Origin of the sequence: Phenylobacterium soli, assembly GCF_003254475.1 — a bacterium.
In the GTDB taxonomy this organism is placed as follows: domain Bacteria; phylum Pseudomonadota; class Alphaproteobacteria; order Caulobacterales; family Caulobacteraceae; genus Phenylobacterium; species Phenylobacterium soli.
The window spans coordinates 1,322,397-1,341,885 of record NZ_QFYQ01000001.1; the positions used below are offsets into that span (position 1 = coordinate 1,322,397).

Consider the following 19,489-nt stretch of genomic DNA (forward strand, 5'->3'; position numbering starts at 1 on the left):
GTGCCATCCAACGACTGTTTGAATTCAGCGAGGGAGGCAGGGCCATGGCGTTCAAGCCGTTCGATCTCACGGGCAAGGTGGCGCTGATCACCGGCGGCAATGGCGGCATCGGCCTGGGCATGGCCGAGGGCCTGGCCATGGCCGGCGCGAAGGTCGCCATCTGGGGCCAGAACGAGGAGAAGAACGCCAAGGCCGAGGCGCGCCTCAAGGCGCACGGCGTCGAGGTGCTCGCCCAGAAGGTCAACGTCGCCGACGAGGGCGAGGTGGTCGCCGGCGTCGCTCAGGTGCTGAAGACCTTCGGCCGGCTCGACTTCTGCGCCGCCAACGCCGGCATCGGCGGCGGCGCGCCCTTCGACCAGATGACCACCGAGAAGTGGCGCCGCGTCACGACCGTCAACCTCGACGCGGTGTTCTGGACCTTCCGGGAAGCGGTGAAGCACATGGTCGAGCGGGCCAATGCCGGCGATCCGGGCGGCTCGCTGGCGGTCACCTCCTCCACCTCGGCGATCCACGGCGCGCCGCGCAACGAGGCCTACGCCTCGACCAAGGGCGCGGTGCTGTCGATGGTGCGGGGCCTGGCGGTCGAGTACGCGCGCTACGGCGTGCGCGCCAACTCCATCCTGCCGGGCTGGATCGCCACCGACATGACCCAGGGCGCCCAGGACAACGACAAGTTCAACGAGCAGGTGATCCTGAAGCGGGTGCCCGTCCGCCGCTGGGGCGAGTGGGAGGACTTCTCCGGCATCGCCGTCTACCTGGCCTCGGACGCCTCGAAGTTCCATACCGGCGACAGCTTCGTCATCGACGGCGGCTATACGATCTTCTGATCGCCGGATTTCCCTCGCGTCACGGTTTTCTCCGGCGCTCGCGGGCGCCATGGTGGCCAAAAGCCGGAGGAAATCATGGCCCTGCGTACCCCCCTGACTGAACTGCTTGGCGTCAAGCATCCGATCATGCTGGCCGGCATGGGCGGTGTCTCCTACGCGGAGCTGGCGGCGGCGGTCTCCAACGCCGGCGGCTACGGTGTGCTGGGCATGGCTGGGCGCGGGCCGGACTTCATCCGCGAGCAGATGCGCAAGGTGAAGTCGCTGACCGACAAGCCCTTCGGCGTCGACCTGCTGGCCGCATCGCCGGAGAGCCTCGTCGCCTCGGTGGACGTGATCATCGAGGAGGGCGCTTCGTCCTTCGTGGCGGGCCTCGGCGTGCCCATGCCGATCCTCGAGAAGCTGAAGAAGGCGGGCCTGAAGGTCATGGTCGTCTGCGGGGCGGTGAAGCACGCAGTGAAGGCCGAGCAGGCCGGCTGCGACGCGGTCATCTGCCAGGGCGGCGAGGGCGGCGGCCACACGGGCCTCGTCGGCACCATGCCGCTGGTCGCCCAGGCCGTGGAGTCCGTGAAGATCCCGGTGGTCGCGGCGGGCGGTCTCTACGACGGCCGCGGCCTCGCGGCCTCGCTCTGCCTCGGCGCCACGGGCGTCTGGATGGGCACCCGCTTCATCGCCAGCCAGGAAGCCCACGCCGGCGAGATGTACCGCGAGACGATCCTCGAGGCGTCCGACGAGGACACGGTCCGCACCCGCTGCTACTCGGGCAAGCCGATGCGGGTGAAGAAGAACCCCTACGTCGAGGACTGGGAGAGCCGTCCGGCCGACATCCAGCCCTTCCCGATGCAGGCGATGCTCTCGACCCAGGCGGGCGTCATGGGCGGCATCGGCGGCCAGATCGAAGGCCTCGACGCCGACAAGTCGTGCTTCGCCATGGGCCAGTCTGCGGGCGGCGTGCGCGACGTCCTGCCCGCCGGCGAAATCGTCAAGCGGATCATGGCCGAGGCCGAGGCCGCCCTGGACCGGGCCAACGCCTTCCGCACCAAGGCGGCCGAACCCGCTTAAGGAGCGGCCGCCAGATAGCCCGGCGGATCCTTCAGGAACGCGGCGAAGTCCGAAAGGCAGCCGCGCCAGGCGTTGACGTGCGCCAGCATGTCCTGGCGCCCGGTGCTGGCGAACACCAGGGTCGAGTAGAGCACATGCGGCTTGCCGGACTTGTCCTGGTAGAGGCGGCAGGTGAGCGAGCTCTGATTGAAGCCGTTGATCTCGGCCACGGTCGCGGTCCTGGCCTGAGCCGAGGCGTCGAACTGCACGGCCTTGCAGAGGTGACCCTGCTGGTTGCAGCCGGCGTACTGGATGGCGAAGTCGCCGGCCGGTGAGGTGGCCTTGAGCACCACGTTCTCGGTGTCGTGCGCGCTGACCTGCGCCTTGGCGTCCAGCGCCCCGAGCAGGGCGGCGAGGTCCCTCGGCTCGCGCGCGTCGAAGGGACCGGTCGGCAGGGGCGGGGTCGCCGGAGCGGCGGCCGGCTTCGCGGCGGCGGGAGCAGCCGGCGCGGGCCGGTGGGTCGGGGTGCGGGTCTTGGCTTCGGCCGCGCCGGTCAGCGCGAGCGCTGCGAGGACGGCGATGGCGATGATCTTGCGGGTCATGATGGATCGGTAGCAGGCCCAGGACTTGGGCGCGAGCGTGGCGCCGGTTTCCATGGCGGGACGCGTGGACCACCGATACACTCCCGCTCCAGTGGTTCGGGAGGGGTTCATGGGATTTGCGGTTGCAGCTGTGATCCTGGTGCTGGCGTTCGTCATCGCCGTCGGGTCGATCAAGATCGTGCCGCAGGGGCGCGAATACACGGTGGAACGCTTCGGCCGCTACACCCGCACGCTGAAGCCCGGCATCAGCATCCTGACGCCGTTCGTCGAGAGCATCGGGCGCAAGATCAGCATGATGGAGCAGGTGCTCGACGTGCCGCGCCAGGAGGTGATCACCAAGGACAACGTCACCGTCCAGGTAGACGCCATCGTGTTCATCCAGGTGATGGACGCCGCGGCCTCGGCCTACCGGGTAGAGAACCTCGACTACGCCATCTCGCAGCTGACGATGACCAACCTGCGTACGGTGGTGGGCGCGATGGAGCTCGACGAGGTGCTGTCCCAGCGGGACCACATCAACTCGCGCCTGCTGGACGTCATCGACCAGGCGACCAGCCCGTGGGGCGTGAAGGTCGCGCGCATCGAGATCAAGGATCTGCAGCCGCCGCCGGACATCACCAACGCCATGGCCCGGCAGATGAAGGCCGAGCGCGAGCGCCGGGCGGTGATCACCGAGGCCGATGGCGAGAAGCAGGCGGCGATCGCCCGCGCCGAGGGTTCGAAGCAGTCGGCGATCCTGCAGGCGGAGGGCCGGCGTGAGGCCGCGTTCCGCGACGCCGAGGCGCGCGAGCGTTCGGCCCAGGCCGAGGCCACGGCGACCGAGCTGGTCTCCAACGCCATCGCCAAGGGAGACGTGAACGCCATCAACTATTTCGTGGCCCAGAAGTACGTGGAGGCCTTCGGCAAGCTCGCCGAGAGCCCGCAGCAGAAGACCGTCATCGTGCCGGCCGACATGGCCGCCCTGGTCGGCTCGATCGCCGGGGTCGGCGAACTGGTGAAATTCGCCGGCGCCGAGACCCCCGCCGCGCCGCGGGCGGCGCGCGGCCAGAAGGGCGGGTCCGCCGTCCCGCCGACCGGAGCCTGAGCCATGGCGGACATCGTCGCCTTCTCGGGAAGCCATGCCTTCTGGGTCTGGACCGGCCTGGCGGCGGTGCTGCTCGCCGCTGAGATGCTGACCGGGTCCGGTTGGCTGCTGTGGCCGGCGACCTCGGCGGGGGCGGTGGCCGTGCTGAGCGCCGCCACCGACGTCTCCGCCACGACGGCGGTGCTGGTGTTCGCGGCCCTGACCATCGTCACCACCGTGCTCGCTCGCCGCTACCTGCCGCGGTCGCTGCGGCCGCACGGCCACGACATCAACGACAACGTCGCCAGGCTGATCGGCCACCAGGGCCGCGCGGTGGGCGCCTTCCGCGACCGGACCGGCCGGGTGTTCATCGACGGCAAGGAATGGGCGGCGGAGCTGGCCGACGGCGAAGCCCTTGCCGACGGCGCCCGGGTCGAGGTGGTCGGCGTGCAGGGAGCTCGGCTTCGCGTGCGCGGCGCATAACGCCGTTCGTCGCGCGCCTCGCAAGGCGACGCTAAGCCTTTGGAAACAGGCCATAGTTCGGCCGGGTTCTTGGCTCAACTTGACCCTGGGACGAAGCGGGCGCTTATGTGCGCGCCAGAGGATTCCACCCAGGAGAGACCAAAGAAAATGAGGCCTAAGGTTTTGGGGCTGGCCGCCGCCCTGCTCGTCGCGGCGCTGGCGCCGATCGCCGTGATGTCCGCCCCGAAGGGCGCGCCGGCGGTGTCGGACGCCCAACGCAAGCAAGGCATGGCCGAGACCCCGGCGCTGGTGCAGGCCGCGGGCCTGCCCTGCCAAGTGAGCGACGCCCGCTTCGTCGGCAAATCGCCCGGCGACAAGAAGAAGGGCACGCCCGACCAGAGCTACTATGAAGTCGCCTGCGCGCCCGGCACCATGGGCTACATCCTGCAGGCCTCGGCCGGCGGCCCGACGACGGTCTTCTCCTGCATCGAGGCGAACACGTCGCCCGATCCCAGCAAGCCGCCGTCCCTGCCGTGCGTGCTGCCCGGCAACTCCGATCCGAAGGCGGTCCTTGGGCCGCTGCTGAGCAAGGCTGGCGCGCAGTGCACCCCGACCGCCACCCGCGGCATCGGCCAGACCAAGACCCAGACCTTCATCGAAGTGGCCTGCCAGGAAGGCGCCGGCTACGTGGCCATCGCCAGCGCGCCGTTCGACGCCTCCAAGGGCCTCGAAGCGCAGAACTGCCTGAACTTCGACGACGGCGCCGGCAACATCAAGTGCGCCCTGTCCGACAAGACGGCGCGCCTGAAGATCGTCGACAGCCTCGCGACCGCGGCCAACAACGGCTGCGTCGTGAAGGACCGCCGCTTCGTCGCCACCGCCAAGGACGGCGCCGACTACTACGAGGCGTCCTGCCAGGACGGTAAGGGCTACATCTACAAGGCCAACGGCGCGAAGCTGGCCCAGGCCACCGACTGCGGCCACGCCCAGGGCTTCTTCGGCGGCTGCACCCTGACCGACGCCCGCCAGGCTGAGACCGAACAGGCGGCGCTCTACACCAAGCTCGCCAAGAACTCGGGCTCGAACTGCCAGGTCACCCGCTACGCCCTGTTCCCGGCCCGTCCCGACAACAAGGAGGCCGTGGAGCTGGTCTGCGCCGACGGCAACAGCGCCATCGGCATCTTCCCGGCCACCGGCAAGGGCGACGTGCTCGACTGCGGCCACGCGCTGGTCGCCGGCTACAAGTGCAGCCTCGGCAAGGCCGACTACTCGGCCCTGACCGCCGACCTGCGCAAGTTCGAGAAGAGCTGCACGGTCTCCAACGCCCGTCCGGCCGCCAAGACCCAGAAGGGCACCATCCTCGTCGAGGTGGCCTGCTCGGACGGCCTGCCGGGTTACATGATCGAGTACTCGGCCGCGCCGGTGAACGCCCTCGGCGCCACCGGCTGCCGCTTCGCCGGCGGCTGCCAGCTGCCGGGCAACAAGACGAGCTGAGGCCACGGCCAAGGCTCCAACATGAAGAGGCCCGCGGGTTCGTCCCGCGGGCCTTTTTCTTTGGCCGGCCGATGCGTCAGGAGCGGTCGCTAGATCACCGCCTCGATGAACATCGGGCCCCTGTTCGCCATGGCGCCGGCGAAGGCCTTCTCGAACTCCTCGGCGGTCGAGCAGCGCACGGACGGCAGGCCCAGGCCCTTGGCCAGCGACACCCAGTCGATCGCCGGGTCGCCGAGCTCGAGCAGCTTGGACGCCTGCGGGCCGGCCTGGCCCGAGCCGGTGCGCATCATCTCGATGTTGAGGATGCGATAGGAGTTGTTGGCGAAGACCACGGCGCAGACGTCGAGGTCCTCGCGAGCCATCGTCCAGAGCGACTGCACCGTGTACATGGCCGCGCCGTCGCCGTTCAGGGAGACGACCTTGCGGTCCGGGCAGGCCACCGCCGCGCCGATGGCGAGCGGCAGGCCGGCGCCGATGGCGCCGCCGGTGAGCGCCAGCACCTCGTGGGGCCGGGCGGTCATGGACGGCACGGCGATGCCGCCGCCGGAGGTGACGCTGTCGTCGCAGACCACGGCGCCCTCGGGCAGGTGGCGGGCGACGGTGACGCCGCAGAGCTGCGGGCTGAGCTTTCCGCTCGGCGCGGCGTCGGGCAGCTTCAGCGGCTGGACCGGGCCTTCCTTTGGCGCGCCCAGGGCGTCGGCGAGGGCGGCGAGGCCGGCGACGGCGTCTTCGGCCCGGTCGGCGAGGGAGAGGGTCGCCGCGCCCTCGGGGACCAGCACGCTCGGCCGGTCGGGGTAGGCGAAGAAGGCGACCGGCTGGGTGGTGCCGGCGTAGATCATCAGATCGACGCCCTCGAGCTCGGCCAGCGCGGCCTCGCCGAAGTACTGCATGCGGCGCGGCGCGAAGGCGCCGGCGCCGCGCGGCTGGCGCGAAACGAAGGTGTCGGCGTAGACGGTGACGCCGGCGGCCTGCAGGCGGGCGGCTTCCTTCAGGCCCTCGGCCCGGCAGGCCTGGCCGCCGATCAGAATGATGGGCTTCTTGGCGTCCTTGAGGGCGCGGGCCGCGGCCTCGACCTGCTCGCCCTTGGGGGCGGGGCGGACCGGCTTCTGGGCGATGGCCGGCTCAGTCGTGGTCTCCAGCCAGGCGCTGTCGGCGGGCAGGATCAGGCTGACCGGACCGCAGGGCGCGGTCATCGAGGCGGCGACGGCTTCGGCGGCGAGCCCGGCCACGGCGTCCGGGCTGTCGGCCGACTTGGCCCACAGCGAGTTGGGCGTCACCAGCGTCTTGATGTCGGAGTTCAGCGGCGCGTCGTACTGGCGGTGGTAGGTGGCGTGGTCGCCGACGACGTTGACGATCGGGGTGAAGGCGCGCCGGGCGTTGTGCAGGTTGGCGACGCCATTGCCGTAGCCGGGGCCGAGGTGCAGCAGGGTGCAGGCCGGCCGGTCGGCCATGCGGCCGTAGCCGTCGGCCGCGCCGGTGGCCACGCCCTCGAACAGGCAGAGCACCGGCCGCATCTGCGGATTGCGGTCGAGGGCGGCGACGAACTGCATCTCCGAGGTGCCGGGATTGGCGAAGCAGGCGGTCACCTCGTTGGCCACGAAGGTGGAGATCAGGGCGTCGGCGCCGTTCATGGCGATCAGAACTCCATCACGTCGGAAGGGCAGGGATTGGCGAACAGGCGCTGGGCGGCCTCGGCCCGCAGGCGCCGCGCGAGCGCCTGGGCGATGTAGCCCTTGTCGGTGATCTCGCCGGCGCCGGCGTCCGGGCCGTTCGGCAGGACGAGGGCGCGGGCGATCTTGCCCCCGGCGCCCCTGGCGGTGGCGTTGTGGCGGTCAAGGCCCTCGCGGACCGCGGCGGCGATCTCGGCGCGGTCCATGGTCGGGTTGGGATAGAGGAGCAGGCCGACGCCCTCCTCGCCCTCGCCGCAGACCACCGCGTCGGTGACCGCGCCGCCGATGGCGCCGATGGCGTGGATGCGCAGCTCGCCGACGCCGACGAAGGTGCCGGAGGCGAGCTTGAAGTTCTCAGAAAGGCGGCCGTCGAAGACCATGCCCTTCATCGGATTCTCGGGGTCGACGAAGCGGGCCGCATCGCCGAGGACATAGAAGCCTTCCTCGTCGAAGGCGCGGTCGGAGAGGTCAGGCCGGCCGAGATAGCCGGGGGTGACCTGCGGGCCCTTGACCCGGAAGTCGAGCTTGCCGGCCTCGGGCACCAGACGGACCGAGGTGCCGGGGATCGGCGCGCCGATCATGCCCATCCGGTCGTTGAGCCAGTGGACGTTGCAGGCGGTGGGGCCCGTCTCGGTGGCGCCGTAGCCGGAGCCGAAGCTGATCTTCTCGCCGACCGTGCGGACGGCGACCTTCTGGATGCGGTCGGCGGTGGCCTGGCCGAGGGCCGCGCCGCCGTACTGCAGCAGGCGGACCTGGGAGAAAAAGGTGCGGGCGAGGGTCTCGTCCTTCTCCAGCTCGTCGACCAGCAGCATCCAGCCGGCGGGGACCATGTTCTGGTAGGTGGGCGCGACCTCGTGGAGGTTCCGAAGGGTCTCGCCGAAGCGGGCGGCGGTGGGCTGGCCCCAGTCGATGTAGAGCGTGCCGCCGCGGTGCAGGCCCATGTGCAGGATGGCGTTGGCGCCGAGGCTGTGGCTCCAGGGCGCGGAGTGGACCATCACCGGCGGATCCGGATCGGCGAAGCAGGCCTCGATCTGGGCGGCGTTGGTGGAGATGGTGCGGTGCGTGCAGATCACCGCCTTGGGCAGGCCGGTGGAGCCGGAGGTCAGCAGGTACTTGGCGTGGTCGTCGGGCGTCGCGGTCGGCTGGGCCGGGGCGGCGGCGAAGAGGCGGTCGAGTGGAATGTCGCTGGATTGGGCGTTCTTGCGCCGGGCGTTCTTCGCCGCGATCACCGGCAGGCCCGCCAGGCAGTCCGCGGCGAGGCCGTCCTCGAACAGGGCGGCGTCCTCGGTGAAGACGGCGGCCGGTCTCAGCACCTCGCAGGCGTGGGCGAGGCGGGCGAGGTTGGCGCCCTTGAGCCCGTACTGCGGCGAGACGGGCGCCACCGGCATGCCCTGGCTCATGGCCGCGTACTTGATCAGCGCGTGGTCGATCGTGTTGTTCGAGAGCACGATCAGGGGGCGGGTGGAGACGAGCCCCGCCTCGCGCAGGCCGCCGGCCAGGGCGCGAACCTGGTCCCAGGCCTCAGCGAAGGTGAGGGTGCGCCAGCCCGCGCCGGAACGCTCGGCAAGCCAGATGCGCGTCGGCGCGGCGGCCGCCCAGTGCTCGAGGGCCGCGGTCATGGTCTGGAAGCGCAGCGAGACGGGCGTCGGGTTGGTCAGCACCATCTCGCCGCCGTCACGGCGCTCGATCTCCAGGCGTCGCGGGGCGTAGCGCGCGTCGCGGAACGGCGCAGTCAGCAGGCTGGTCTCGGCGTCCATCCACCGACCGTTATTGACTGTCGCGCCGGATGGGAAGGGGGCTCAGCCCTCAGGCCGAGTTCCAGTAGTCCTCCCCGCGATTATCGCGCGGAAACGACGGGCGTTCAGATGCTCCCCTAGATGGTCCCCCTGGGGGGGAGCTGTCGCGGAGCGACTGAGGGGGTTGAGGGGCAGGGCTGAGGGTTGAGTGGGCTTCAACCCCCTCCATCGGCTTTGCCGACACCTCCCCCTTTGGGGGAGGATTGGGAAGGCCCAGGTCCATGCAGAGCCTGGCGATCTCGGCTTCGGGGGAGAGGTCCAGGAAGTCGTCTTCGAGGGCGTCGGCGTCGAGGAGGTCCTCGAGGATGCTTTCGCGCCTGTCGGCGTCCTCGCCTTCGTACTCGGTCCAGATGAGCTGTTCGACCCGGGCCTTGATGCGGGTCTTGCGCAGGTCGACCTGGCGCTCACGGTCGGCGCGCACCGCCGCCTGGTCCTCGCGGACAGCGCGCTTGGCCTCGCGCTCGAGGCGCAGCTTGAGGGCGGCGGTCTGACGGACCGAGCGGGAGATGCGGTGGAAGGCGGTGGCGAGCTTGGCGCGGGTCTCCGGCTGCTCGGCCTCCATGGCGTCCTGCTGGATGCGCTCGGCCAGTTCCATTCCGAGATGGAAGAGACGGCTCAGGCCATCCTGGAGTTCATCCGCCGACATGAACAAAAAGAGAACATGAGAATGCCGGAAGTGCAAGTGTTTTCCCGCTTCCCGAAGCGAAGCCCTGCGAGCAGCAGCGTCGAGGGTTGACACTGACCGGCGGTCAGTAATTAATGACTAACGGTCAGTAGGAGTGTCCGATGGGCAAGCCGGCGCGGCGGCGCCTTCAGCCGGAGGCGCGCAGGCAGGAGATCGTCGAGGCGGCGGAGCGGCTGTTGCAGCGCGACGGCTCCCGCGTGCGGGTCGAGGACGTGGTCCGCGAAGCCGGCGTCGCCAAGGGCACCTTCTTCCTCTACTTCCCGAGCTGGGACGACCTCCTGGAGACGGTGCGCGAGCGGCTCGTGGCCGAGTTCGACCGGCTCTATCCGCTGCCGACCGAGGTCGAGGCGCCGGTGGACTGGCCGGCGGTGATGGACGCCCAGGCGGCGGCCTTCATCGACTTCGCCGCCGCCCGCCAGGGGATCGGCCAGGCCCTGTTCCATTCGGATTTCGCCGAGCGCCGGCCGCTGGCCCTGCACGCCATCGTGCGGCTGGCGGCGGTCATCCGCGCCGGCCAGGAGGCCGGGGCGTTCGCTCCGGTCGAGCCGGAAGCCACGGCGCGGTTGATCTACGCCGCGATCGACGAGGCGCCCCGGGCGGTGGCCATGGGCGCCGACCGCGACGCCACGCTCGGCGCCCTGCAGCACCTTCTGCGGCGCACGCTCGCGCCCTGACAGAACGAGCGAAAGAGCAAGACGAGCGAAAAGAGGAGGAGCCGATGAGCGAACAATCCCACCCGCAATCCCAGGTGAACGTGCGCTACATGGTGGAGGACGTGCCCCAATCCGTGGACTGGTACGTCAGCCATTTCGGCTTCGCGCCGGTCGGGCCATCCTCGCCGGCCTTCGCCGCGGTGCAGAAGGGGCCGCTGCGGCTGCTGCTCAGCGGCAAGATGAGCTCGGCCGGGCGGCCGATGCCCGACGGGCGCCAGCCCGAGCCCGGCGGCTGGATCCGCTTCCAGGTGATCGTCGAGGACATCGCCGCCGAGGTCGCGCGGCTGCGCGGCGAGGGCGTGAGGTTCCGCAACGAGGTGGTCACCGGGCCGGGCGGGTCCCAAATCCTGGCCGAGGACCCGTCGGGGAACGTGGTCGAGATCTTCCAGCCGGCGGCCTGGGGCTGAGGCGGCGATGAACAAGGGCCCTCGGTCCGGCGTCCGGCGCTAGCCCAGCCGGCCCTCACCCTGCCTCTCCCGCCGGAGCGGGAGGGGGGGATCGGCGTCAGAAGCTGTGGTCGAGCCGGAGCGTCCAGGTCCCGCTGTGGCTGCTCTCGGTGAACATGCCGCGGTAGCCGAGGTCGATGGCGATCTGGTGCTCGAGCTGGAGCCGTCCGCCGAGTTCGTAGGAGAGCTCGTCGCGGCCGAGCTGGTCGCCGCCGACGACGTAGCGCTGCGAGCCGGCGGTGTCGGCGTAGCTCAGCGCCTGGTCGCCGATCCCGTCGAACTCGTGACGCCACTCGACGCGGAAGCGGGGCGAGAGCGTGCGCTCACGGCCGACCTTGCGCTGGCCCTCCAGCTTGAGGCCGAGGCTGGCGGCCAGGGAGCGGACGTCCTGCGCGTAGTAGCGCAGGGCGAAGGCGCCATCGCCGGTCTCGGTGAAGCTGTCCAGCCGGCCGTCCAGGAACGACACCTGGCCGTAGGGCGAGACGTGGAGGGCGCCGCGCCGGGCGTCGACCCCGGCCCGCAGGGAGCCGAAGGTCATGTCGCCCGATCGGGAGCCGGTCAGCAGCTTGTCCGCCTCCGCCGAGTAGCGGGTGACGTCGAAGCTCAGCTTGCCGTAGCCCAGCACGCCGTCGACGAAGATCCCCGGACGCGGCAGCCAGGAGCCATAGGCGGCGCCCACCTTGCTGTCGGCGTCGAGCCTGGAGCCCTTGGAGCCGACCCGGGTCTTGTTCTCGCCGTAGCCGAGGCCGGCGCCGAGCACGAGGTGGTCGGAGAGCCGGTAGTCGACGCCGGCGCTGAGACCGGAGGTGGAGAGCCGGTAGCGGCTGCGCTGCACGGACGGATCGACGTGGCCGATCTGGATCACACCGGCCACCCAGGACCCGAAGGCGGAAGGCTTGCCGGGTGACTGGCCGGAGGCGCCGGTCGTGGCCGAAGGCGCGTCGCTGGCGCGAGGACCGGCGGGGGACTGGCCCGTCGGATCCGGCGCGGCCTGCTGGGCGAGGCGGCGGGTGCGCCAGCCGGCCTGGTCGCGCGGATCCTCGCCACTGGAGGCGGCGGCGAAGCCGAGCCTCATGTCGAAGCCGCCGCGGCCGCGGGCCGAGCGCAGGCTTTCCAGGCGGCCGTTGAAATTGTCCGTCTGGGTGCGGGCGAAGGTCTTCACCGCCTGGTCGCTGGCCGAGATCAGGCCGCGCAGGTCGGCGTTGAGGCTCGGGTCGGGGCGCGCCAGCACGGTGATGGTCGCGTCGGCGATGGCGGCGCCGCCCGCGCCCGAGAGCGCGTAGGTCACCTTGGCCGGGCCGGCGAAGCTGGTCGCCGGGGTGAAGTCAAGGGCGTAGGTCCCCGTCCCCGTGGCGCGGATCGCCGCCGTCCCCGCCGAGCTCGGCGAGATGGAGATCACCGAGGCGCCGGTGAACGGTCCGCCCTGGGCGCCGGCGGTGAGGTCGAGCGAGACCTTCTGACCGGCGTAGGCGGTGGCCGCCAGGGACGGGGCGGTGACCCCCTGGCCCGTGGTGACGGTCACCGTCCCCGGCGCCGAGAGGCCGAAGCCGAGGTCGACGGCGTAGACGAAGGACGTCGGGCCGAGGTGCGTCGGGTCGGGGGTGTAGACGAGCTGCAGGCCCGAGACGCTGACCTGGCCGTAGGCCGGCGGGGAGAGGATCTGCAGCCCCACGAACGGCCCGCCGATGATCGAGGCGGTGGGATCGAGGCGGGCGAGGCCGTTGGCGGCGACGTTCGCCGTCAGGTCGGGCGCCTTGCCGGGCACCTCGAAGTTGAGCGCGACGGCGCCGCGCGTGCCGTCGGGCAGGGTCCCGATCACCACGATCCGGTCGCGGCCCATGGCGTTGGGGCCGGTCCTGTACGTCAGGAGCGTGAGGTCGCCGTCCGCGGAGGCCGCGGCCTGGCCGGCCGTGGCCATCATCGGGGCGCCCGCGGACTTGCCGGACTTGAGTGCGGCGGCCGTCGGGGCCGAGGAGACGGACGAGGAAACATCGACGTTCGCTTCGAGATGCGACTCGATGGTCCCGAGCGCGGCGTCGGTGACGGACAACACGAACTGGGTGGAAAAGCCCGAGGTGTCCGGCCTGAGGGTGGGTACGGTGAGTTCCATCCTGACGGGCACAGGCGTCGGTGGGTCCTTGACCGCCAGGGCGACGGTTCCGGAGCCCCGGCCGCCGGCGGAGTCGCTCACGCTGACGCCGATCGAATAGCTGCCGGCTTCCTTGGTCGTCCCGCTGATCGTTCCGTCCGAGGACAGGGTGAGGCCCTTCGGCAGGCTGTCCGTGCCCGCCAGCGCAGCGGGCTTGAAGACGTAGGGCCCCTTGCCGCCCGAGGCGGCGAGCGTCGCGCTGTAGGCCTGGCCGGAGGTGGCCTCCGGAACCGACGATGCGACCTTCAGAGCCGCCGGTCGCGTGACGCTGATGGAATAGGTCTTGGTGGTGGTCCCGTCCTGGGCCGTGACGGTCACCGGGATCACTTTGGGCGTGTCGATGCTGTCATCCACGCTGACCGCCTGCGTCGCGGCGTAGCCGGTCGAGTTCACGCTGTCGACGGCGGTGCGAGCGTTGGTGTCGGCGGCCACCCCGCCAACCTCGATCACGCTCTCCCCGTGCGAGAGGACCAGGCTGTAGGTGGTCGTGGCGGGAGAGAAGGCCGGCGACAGTTTCGACGTGAGTTCGACCCCAAGCTCCGCCGAGACGACGGAGATGTTCGTCAGGTCGGCGTTGGCCGAGGCCGCCCGCGTCACCGTGAGGGTGTAGGTCTTGGTGAGCGTCCCGTCGGCCGAGGTCACGGCGATCTTGAAGACGTTGTCGCCGACCTGCAGCGACGCCGTCGTTCCTTGGCCGAACTGCTGTCCCGCGGGGTTGAACTTGACCGTGGCGTTCGCGTCGGCGGTCGGCGCGGCGATCTGGAGCGACGTCGTCGCGTTGGTCACCGTGGCCTTGTAGGCCAAGGTGTCGGGCGCGAAGGGCGTCGAGAGCGTCGCGCCGGCGCCCAGGGTGAGGCCCTTGAGGTCGGCGTTGGCCCCGGCGGCGACCTTGTTGACCGTCAGCGTGTAGGTCTTGGAGGCCGAACCCTTGCTCACGTTGATGGTGATGACATTGGCGCCGGGCTTCAGCGAAACCTGGGTCCCGTCCTGGACGCCGTCGATCGTCACCGTGGCGCCGGAATCCCGCGGCGTGGCGCCGATCGAGAGTTGGCCGCTCGCGGTGCTGGCGGTGTAGGCGGTCGTCGCCGGATCGAACGCCGGCGACAGCGGGACGGCCGCGCCGGCCTCGAGCCTCAGGGCCGTGAGATCGACGTCCGACGGGCCCTCGGCGACGTTGACCGTGACGCTGGCCGAGCCGGTGGCGCCGCCCAGGGGTGCGCCGTAGCCGTTCGCCGTGGCGGTCACGGTGAAGGTGTAGGTTCCGGCCTTGGCCGGCGTGCCAGAGATCAACGCCTTGGGGTTGGACGAGGGCGACGTTGAGGGCCGGCTCGTGGGCGAGGCGTTCTCCGTCAGGCTCAGGCCCGGCGGAAGGCCGCTGGCCGACCAGATGGCGCCCTGGGAGGTCCCGAGCTGGAAGCCCGCCTCGTAGAGGACGCCGACCTTGCCGGTCGCCGGCGCGTCGTAGGCCTCGACGGTCAGCGGGTTCGGCCGGGAGACGTTCACATAGTAGGTCTTGGCGGTGGACTTGTCGCTGGCCGTGACCGTCACCGACAGCGGGTTGGCGGCGCCGGCCCTGAGGGCGACGGGGCCGGACACCGGTTGGCCGCTCGCCACGTTGATCACCCGGACGCTGGCGGCCCCGTCCTTGGCCGTCGGGCTCAGCGTCACCGAGGCCGTGTCGCTGGAAACCGGGAGATCGTAGCTGACCTTCGCCGGATCGAAGTCCGGCGACAGGGTCCCGGCCGAGACGCCGAGCGCGCTGAGGTCGGCGCTGGGCTTCGGAGCGCTGAAGGTGAAGGTGTAGGTCTTGGTGACCGTGTAGTCGTTTGACGTCACCTTGATGGCCACGGGCGTGACCGCCGTGGCCGGCGCGGTGATCTGGATGCTCGAGGTGGGCGAGGCGGGCGCCCCGTTCACCTCCACGCGCGCGGTCCCGTCGGCGGGCGTCGGCCAGATGGTGAGCGTGCCGACCGCCGGGATCGTGTAGCTGGTGGTCGCCGGGTCCACGGCCGTCGAGCTGCAGCCGTAGGTCTTGCCGCAGATCTTCACGGACCTGAGGTCGGCGTTATCGGTCACCATCCGCTTGATGTAGACGATGTAGGTCTTGGTGAACGTTCCCGCCGAGGTGACGATCGTGATGGTGTTGTCGTCCCGGTTCAGCGGCACGACGACGCTGACGGCCGCGCCGGGCGGGGTCGATCCGCCCTGACCGTTGATGGTCAGATGGGCGCCCGGCGGTGGCCTGGCGCTCACCGTGACGGAGGTCACGATGAGTTTGACCCGGCCGTAAGAGGTCATGGCCGAAAACCGCTCCAGCGGAACCGGGGCGCCCGGCGAGGAAGAATCGCCCGTGGTGACCTGGAGATCGGACAGATCGAGGTCAGGCGGCGGCGCGTCGGCGCGGGTGACCGTGAGGGTGTAGGTCGTCGTGGTGGTCCCGTCCTGAGCGGTGACCAGCACCGTGACGGTGTTCGAACCGACATTGAGGGCGACGGCGTTCGAGGCCGAGCCGCTGGTCACGGTGGTTCCGTTGACCTTCACCGTGGCGTGGCTCTCGTTGACCGTCGGGGTGACGGTGATCGAGGCGGTCCCGTTGGCCACCGAGGCCGTGTAGCTGGTCGTGCCGCCGGCGAAGGCGGGCGACAGGGTTCCCGAGGAGAGCGTCAGGCCCGACAGGGTGGCGTCGGTGGAGGCCACGGCGGGCGTGGCGCTGGCCGAGGGGCTCGACGCCGAGCCCGTGCCGGCCGAATTGGAGGCGGTGACGGTGAAGGTGTAGCTCGTGCCGTTGGTCAGGCCGCTGACGGTGATCGGGCTCGACGCGCCCGTGCCGGTGAAGCCGCCGGGGCTGGAGGTCACGGTGTAGCCGGTGATCCCGGAGCCGCCGTTGGAGGCCGGGGCGGTGAAGGCCACGCCGACCTGGCCGTTGCCGGGGGTGACGGCGCCGATGGTCGGCGCGCCGGGGACGACGGGGTTGACCGTGAAGGTGCGGGACACCGTGGTGGCGGCGAGGTAGCCGCCGTTCCCCGCCTGGTCGGCGGCGATGGTGCAGGACCCCGCGGTGACGAAGGTCAGCGCGCCGCCCGAGGTGACGGTGCAGACGCCGGTCGTCGAGGACGAGAAGGTGGGCGTCAGGCCGGAGCTGGAGGTCGCGGTCAGGGTCGGCGTCGTGCCGAAATTCTGCGCGCCCGGATTGGCGAAGGTGATCGTCTGGCTGGCCTTGGGCGTGGCGCCGGACGAGGCCGCCGAGGCCGAGCCCGTCCCGGCCGAGTTCGTGGCGGTGACGGTGAAGGTGTAGGCCGTGCCGTTGGTCAGGCCGGTGACGGTGCACGGCGAGCTGGCGCAGGTCCCGGTCAGGCCGCCGGGGCTGGAGGTGGCGGTGTAGCCGGTGATGGTGTCGCCGCCGGTGAAGGCCGGGGCGGTGAAGGCGACGCTGGCCTGGGTGTCGCCGGGGGTGACCGCGCCGATGGTCGGCGCGCCGGGGGCGACCGGGAACACCGTGACGGTGCGGCTGACGGTGGTGGCGGCGGCGTAGGTCCCGTTGCCGGCCTGGTCGGCGTTGATGGTGCAGTTGCCGGCGGTGAGGAAGGTCACCACGCCGCCGGAGGTGATGGTGCAGACGCCCGTCGTCGAGGACGAGAAGCTGACCGTCAGGCCGGAATCCGAGGTCGCCACGAAGGTCGGGGTCGTGCCGAAGTTCTGGCCGCCGGGATTGGCGAAGGTGATCGTCTGGGCGGTGAGGGAGGCCGACGCGCGGGTGACGGTGACGACGTAGCTGTTGGTCGTGACGCCGTCCTGGGCCGTGGTGGCGACGGTGATGGTGTTGGCGCCGACGTTGAGGGCGATCGAGCCGGAGGCCGAGCCGCTGGTCACGGCCGAGCCGTTCACGGTCATGGAAGCCGTCGGGTCGTTGAGGGTCGGGGTGACGGTGATCGAGGAGACCGCATTGGCCACCGAGGCGGTGTAGCTCGTCGTCGCCGCGGCGAAGGACGGCGACAGGGTCCCCGCGGACAGGGTGAGGCCGGAGAGGGTGGCGTCGGTCGAGGCGCCGCCGCCGCCGCCGCCCACCGGCCGGTAGATGGTCACCTGATAGGTCTTGGTGGTGGTCCCGTCCTGGGCGGTGACCTGCACGCCGATGGTGGTGTTGCCGAAATTGAGGCTGACCGGGCCGTAGGCGACGCCGCTGGTCGCCGGATTGACCACGTCGACGGTGATGGTGGCGTTGGCGTCGGCGGTGACGGCGGTGACCATCACCGAGGCCGTCGCGCTGGGCGCCGTCGCGGTGTAGCTCGTCGTGGCCGCCGCGAAGGACGGCGACAGGGTCAGGCCGCCGACGTCGAGGCTGGAGAGGTTGGCGTTGCTGCTGGGCACGGCGAGGGCGACGCCCGGCGCGGCCAGGGCGACGACCGCGAAGGCTGTGGCCAGCACGGCCGCCACCCGCGAAGAGCCGCTGAAGGTGGCCGCGCACAGGCGCGACCAGCCATGCGAAAGCACGCCGAACATCGGTCGAAGTCCCCCGAACCGCGCCGTCGCAAGAACGGCGCTCTCCCACTTCGGGACCTAATCCGACAAGATTATTCGAGGAACAAGATTAATCGTTATAGGTGCAGGCAGACTCGACGGAAATACTGTCCATCCTGTGCTTCCGGACAATTATTTCGTGGATTCCTGGGGGTGGACACGTAATACGCGCATTTACCTAAGGTAAGGCGCGATTTAGCCTGAGTTAAAGCCTGCGGGACCGGCTCACCGGGCGCGGTCCGGGGCGAGCCGCACGGGGGCGAGCCGTAGGGGGTCCAGCGCCGTCCCGGGCGGGTAGTGGTCGCCGAGCACGAAGCTGCCGTCGAGGGTCAGGGCCGCCGGAATCAGGCGCGCGCCGTCGGCCTCGGTGCTCGCCGCGGCGAGGTCGAGGGTGGCGATCTCCACGCGCCGGCCGCCCGCCGAGAGGTCGGCGATGGAGAGCACGGCGCGGCCGGGCCCGATCTCCACGGCCGGGTCGGCGAGGCGCACCGCCAGCATGCCGCCGTGGGCGTCGAAGCGGACCTCGCCCTGGAAGCGGCCCTCGCCCGGCGCGGCGGGGAAGCGGAAGCCGCCCTCCACAGCCTCGGCGCCGGCGGCGGTCTCGATGCTCCCGCCGGCCATGCGGACGTAGTTGCAGAAGCTCTGCTTCACGCCCCACTCGAGCGCGGCGATGGGGGCGTCGGCGGCGGGCTGGCGCTGATCGGTCATGCCATCTGCATAGCCGCTCGGCGGCCCGGGTCCAGCCCGCTTTGCTGACGCCGCGTCGCATCGGCTCTGATGGCGCGAACGAAACGAGGAGCGGGACCATGGAGCTGGGCTGGAGCGCCGAGGACGCACGCTTCCGGGACGAGGTGCGGGCCTTCCTGGACGCGGAGCTGACGCCGGAGCTGCGCCGGGCCGGGCGCGGCATGACCAGCGTCTACGCCGACCCGGAGATCAGCCTCGCCTGGCAGCGGATCCTGCACCGCAAGGGCTGGGTGGCGCCGGCCTGGCCCAAGGCCTTCGGCGGCTGCGAGTGGTCGGTGGCGCAGCGCTACATCTTCGCCGGCGAGCTGGCCGCGGCCGGGGCGCCGCCGCTCTCGCCCATGGGGCTGGGCATGTGCGGCCCGGTGCTGATCGCCCACGGGACGCCGGCGCAGCAGGCGCGCTTCCTGCCGCCGATGCTGTCGGGCGAGGACTTCTGGTGCCAGGGCTATTCGGAGCCCGAGGCCGGCTCGGACCTGGCGGCGCTGAAGATGTCGGCGCGCGACGAGGGCGACCACTTCGTCTGCGACGGGGTGAAGGTGTGGACGACGCACGCCCACGCCGCCAACTGGATGTTCTGCCTCGTGCGGACCTCGCAGGAGGCGATCCGCCAGCGCGGCATCACCTTCCTGCTGATCGACATGACCAGCCCGGGCGTGGAGGTGAAGCCGCTGGTGTTCTCGAGCGGCGAGCACATCCAGAACCAGGTGTTCTTCTCGGGCGTGCGCGTGCCGAAGGAGAATGTCGTCGGCCGCGTCGGCGAGGGTTGGAGCGTGGCCAAGCACCTGATGCAGTTCGAGCGCGGCGGATCGCCCTCGGCCCCGGGCCTGAAGGTTCGGCTGGCGCGCACGGCGGAGGCTCTGAAGGGGCTGGGGACAAATGAGGAGGCGCGGGCCTACCGCCGCCGCGCCGCCGAGCTCGCCATGGAGGTCGAGGCGCTCGAGGCGGTGGAGCTCAGGGTCAACGCCGGCCTGTCGCGCGGCGAGGCGCCGGGGCCGGAATCCTCGCTGCTCAAGACGGTCAGCACCGAGCTCAGCCAGAAGCTGGTGGAGCTGGCGCTGGCGGTTGCCGGCGCCTACGCCGGGGTCTGGCAGCCGCACGCCGCCGCGCCCGGCGGCGACACCCCGGGCTTCGCGTCCTCGAACGACCGCGAGCCGGTCGGGCCGGAGCACGCCTGGACCGCCGCGCCGCGCTATTTCAACGACCGGGCCGGGACGATCTACGCCGGCACCAGCGAGGTGCAGCGCAACATCATGGCCAAGGCGGTGCTGGGGCTGTGAGG

The 19,489-nt window shown here is 71.0% G+C and carries 14 protein-coding genes; 8 read left to right on the plus strand and 6 right to left on the minus strand.

Annotated features, from left to right (window positions below):
- Positions 1-44 precede the first annotated feature (44 nt).
- Positions 45-827: an SDR family NAD(P)-dependent oxidoreductase gene (locus DJ017_RS06555; RefSeq protein ID WP_111527956.1), complete on the plus strand. Its 783-nt coding sequence runs from the start codon at positions 45-47 to the stop codon at positions 825-827.
- 75 nt (positions 828-902) lie between these two features.
- Positions 903-1,886 (plus strand): NAD(P)H-dependent flavin oxidoreductase, encoded by a 984-nt coding sequence (locus DJ017_RS06560; protein WP_111527957.1) that lies wholly within the window; start codon positions 903-905, stop codon positions 1,884-1,886.
- Here DJ017_RS06560 and DJ017_RS06565 read toward each other — a convergent pair.
- On the minus strand, positions 1,883-2,521 hold the full coding sequence (locus DJ017_RS06565) for a YbjN domain-containing protein (RefSeq protein WP_111527958.1): 639 nt from the start codon (positions 2,519-2,521) through the stop codon (positions 1,883-1,885). The two genes, DJ017_RS06560 and DJ017_RS06565, sit on opposite strands and share 4 nt — an antisense overlap.
- 55 nt (positions 2,522-2,576) lie before the next feature.
- Here DJ017_RS06565 and DJ017_RS06570 point away from each other — a divergent pair, with 55 nt between their 5' ends.
- From DJ017_RS06570 to DJ017_RS06580, 3 genes are all read left to right on the plus strand, one after another.
- A complete protein-coding gene (locus tag DJ017_RS06570) occupies positions 2,577-3,551 on the plus strand; it encodes an SPFH domain-containing protein (RefSeq protein WP_111527959.1) in 975 nt (324 codons plus the stop codon).
- 3 nt (positions 3,552-3,554) lie between these two features.
- Positions 3,555-4,013: an NfeD family protein gene (locus DJ017_RS06575; RefSeq protein WP_111527960.1), complete on the plus strand. Its 459-nt coding sequence runs from the start codon at positions 3,555-3,557 to the stop codon at positions 4,011-4,013.
- 147 nt (positions 4,014-4,160) lie between these two features.
- Positions 4,161-5,486, plus strand: coding sequence for a hypothetical protein (locus DJ017_RS06580; protein ID WP_133255395.1), 1,326 nt, complete (start codon positions 4,161-4,163; stop codon positions 5,484-5,486).
- Between the two features lie 89 nt (positions 5,487-5,575).
- On the opposite strand, the gene DJ017_RS06585 is transcribed toward DJ017_RS06580, so the two are convergent.
- The 3 genes from DJ017_RS06585 to DJ017_RS06595 are packed head-to-tail and all read right to left on the minus strand — an operon-like array spanning position 5,576 to position 9,547.
- Positions 5,576-7,117, minus strand: coding sequence for an acetolactate synthase large subunit (locus DJ017_RS06585; protein WP_111527962.1), 1,542 nt, complete (start codon positions 7,115-7,117; stop codon positions 5,576-5,578).
- 5 nt (positions 7,118-7,122) lie between these two features.
- Positions 7,123-8,913, minus strand: coding sequence for a feruloyl-CoA synthase (locus DJ017_RS06590; protein ID WP_111527963.1), 1,791 nt, complete (start codon positions 8,911-8,913; stop codon positions 7,123-7,125).
- 49 nt (positions 8,914-8,962) lie between these two features.
- Positions 8,963-9,547: a flotillin family protein gene (locus tag DJ017_RS06595; protein ID WP_133255396.1), complete on the minus strand. Its 585-nt coding sequence runs from the start codon at positions 9,545-9,547 to the stop codon at positions 8,963-8,965.
- A gap of 191 nt (positions 9,548-9,738) precedes the next feature.
- Here DJ017_RS06595 and DJ017_RS06600 point away from each other — a divergent pair, with 191 nt between their 5' ends.
- Entirely contained in the window at positions 9,739-10,311 is a 573-nt protein-coding gene (locus DJ017_RS06600) for a TetR/AcrR family transcriptional regulator (RefSeq protein WP_111527965.1), read from the plus strand.
- A 44-nt stretch (positions 10,312-10,355) separates the two neighbouring features.
- Positions 10,356-10,757 carry a VOC family protein gene (locus DJ017_RS06605; RefSeq protein WP_111527966.1) on the plus strand — a complete coding sequence of 134 codons (402 nt, stop codon included), beginning with the start codon at positions 10,356-10,358 and terminating at the stop codon, positions 10,755-10,757.
- Positions 10,758-10,854: 97 nt separating this feature from the next.
- Here DJ017_RS06605 and DJ017_RS06610 read toward each other — a convergent pair whose 3' ends face one another.
- Positions 10,855-17,445: a cadherin-like beta sandwich domain-containing protein gene (locus tag DJ017_RS06610; protein WP_111527967.1), complete on the minus strand. Its 6,591-nt coding sequence runs from the start codon at positions 17,443-17,445 to the stop codon at positions 10,855-10,857.
- Between the two features lie 243 nt (positions 17,446-17,688).
- Complete coding sequence (locus DJ017_RS06615) at positions 17,689-18,171, minus strand: HtaA domain-containing protein (RefSeq protein ID WP_111527968.1); 483 nt, start codon at positions 18,169-18,171, stop codon at positions 17,689-17,691.
- A 98-nt stretch (positions 18,172-18,269) separates the two neighbouring features.
- Between DJ017_RS06615 and DJ017_RS06620 the strand changes: the two genes are divergently transcribed.
- A complete protein-coding gene (locus tag DJ017_RS06620; protein WP_111527969.1) occupies positions 18,270-19,487 on the plus strand; it encodes an acyl-CoA dehydrogenase family protein in 1,218 nt (405 codons plus the stop codon).
- Positions 19,488-19,489 lie beyond the last annotated feature (2 nt).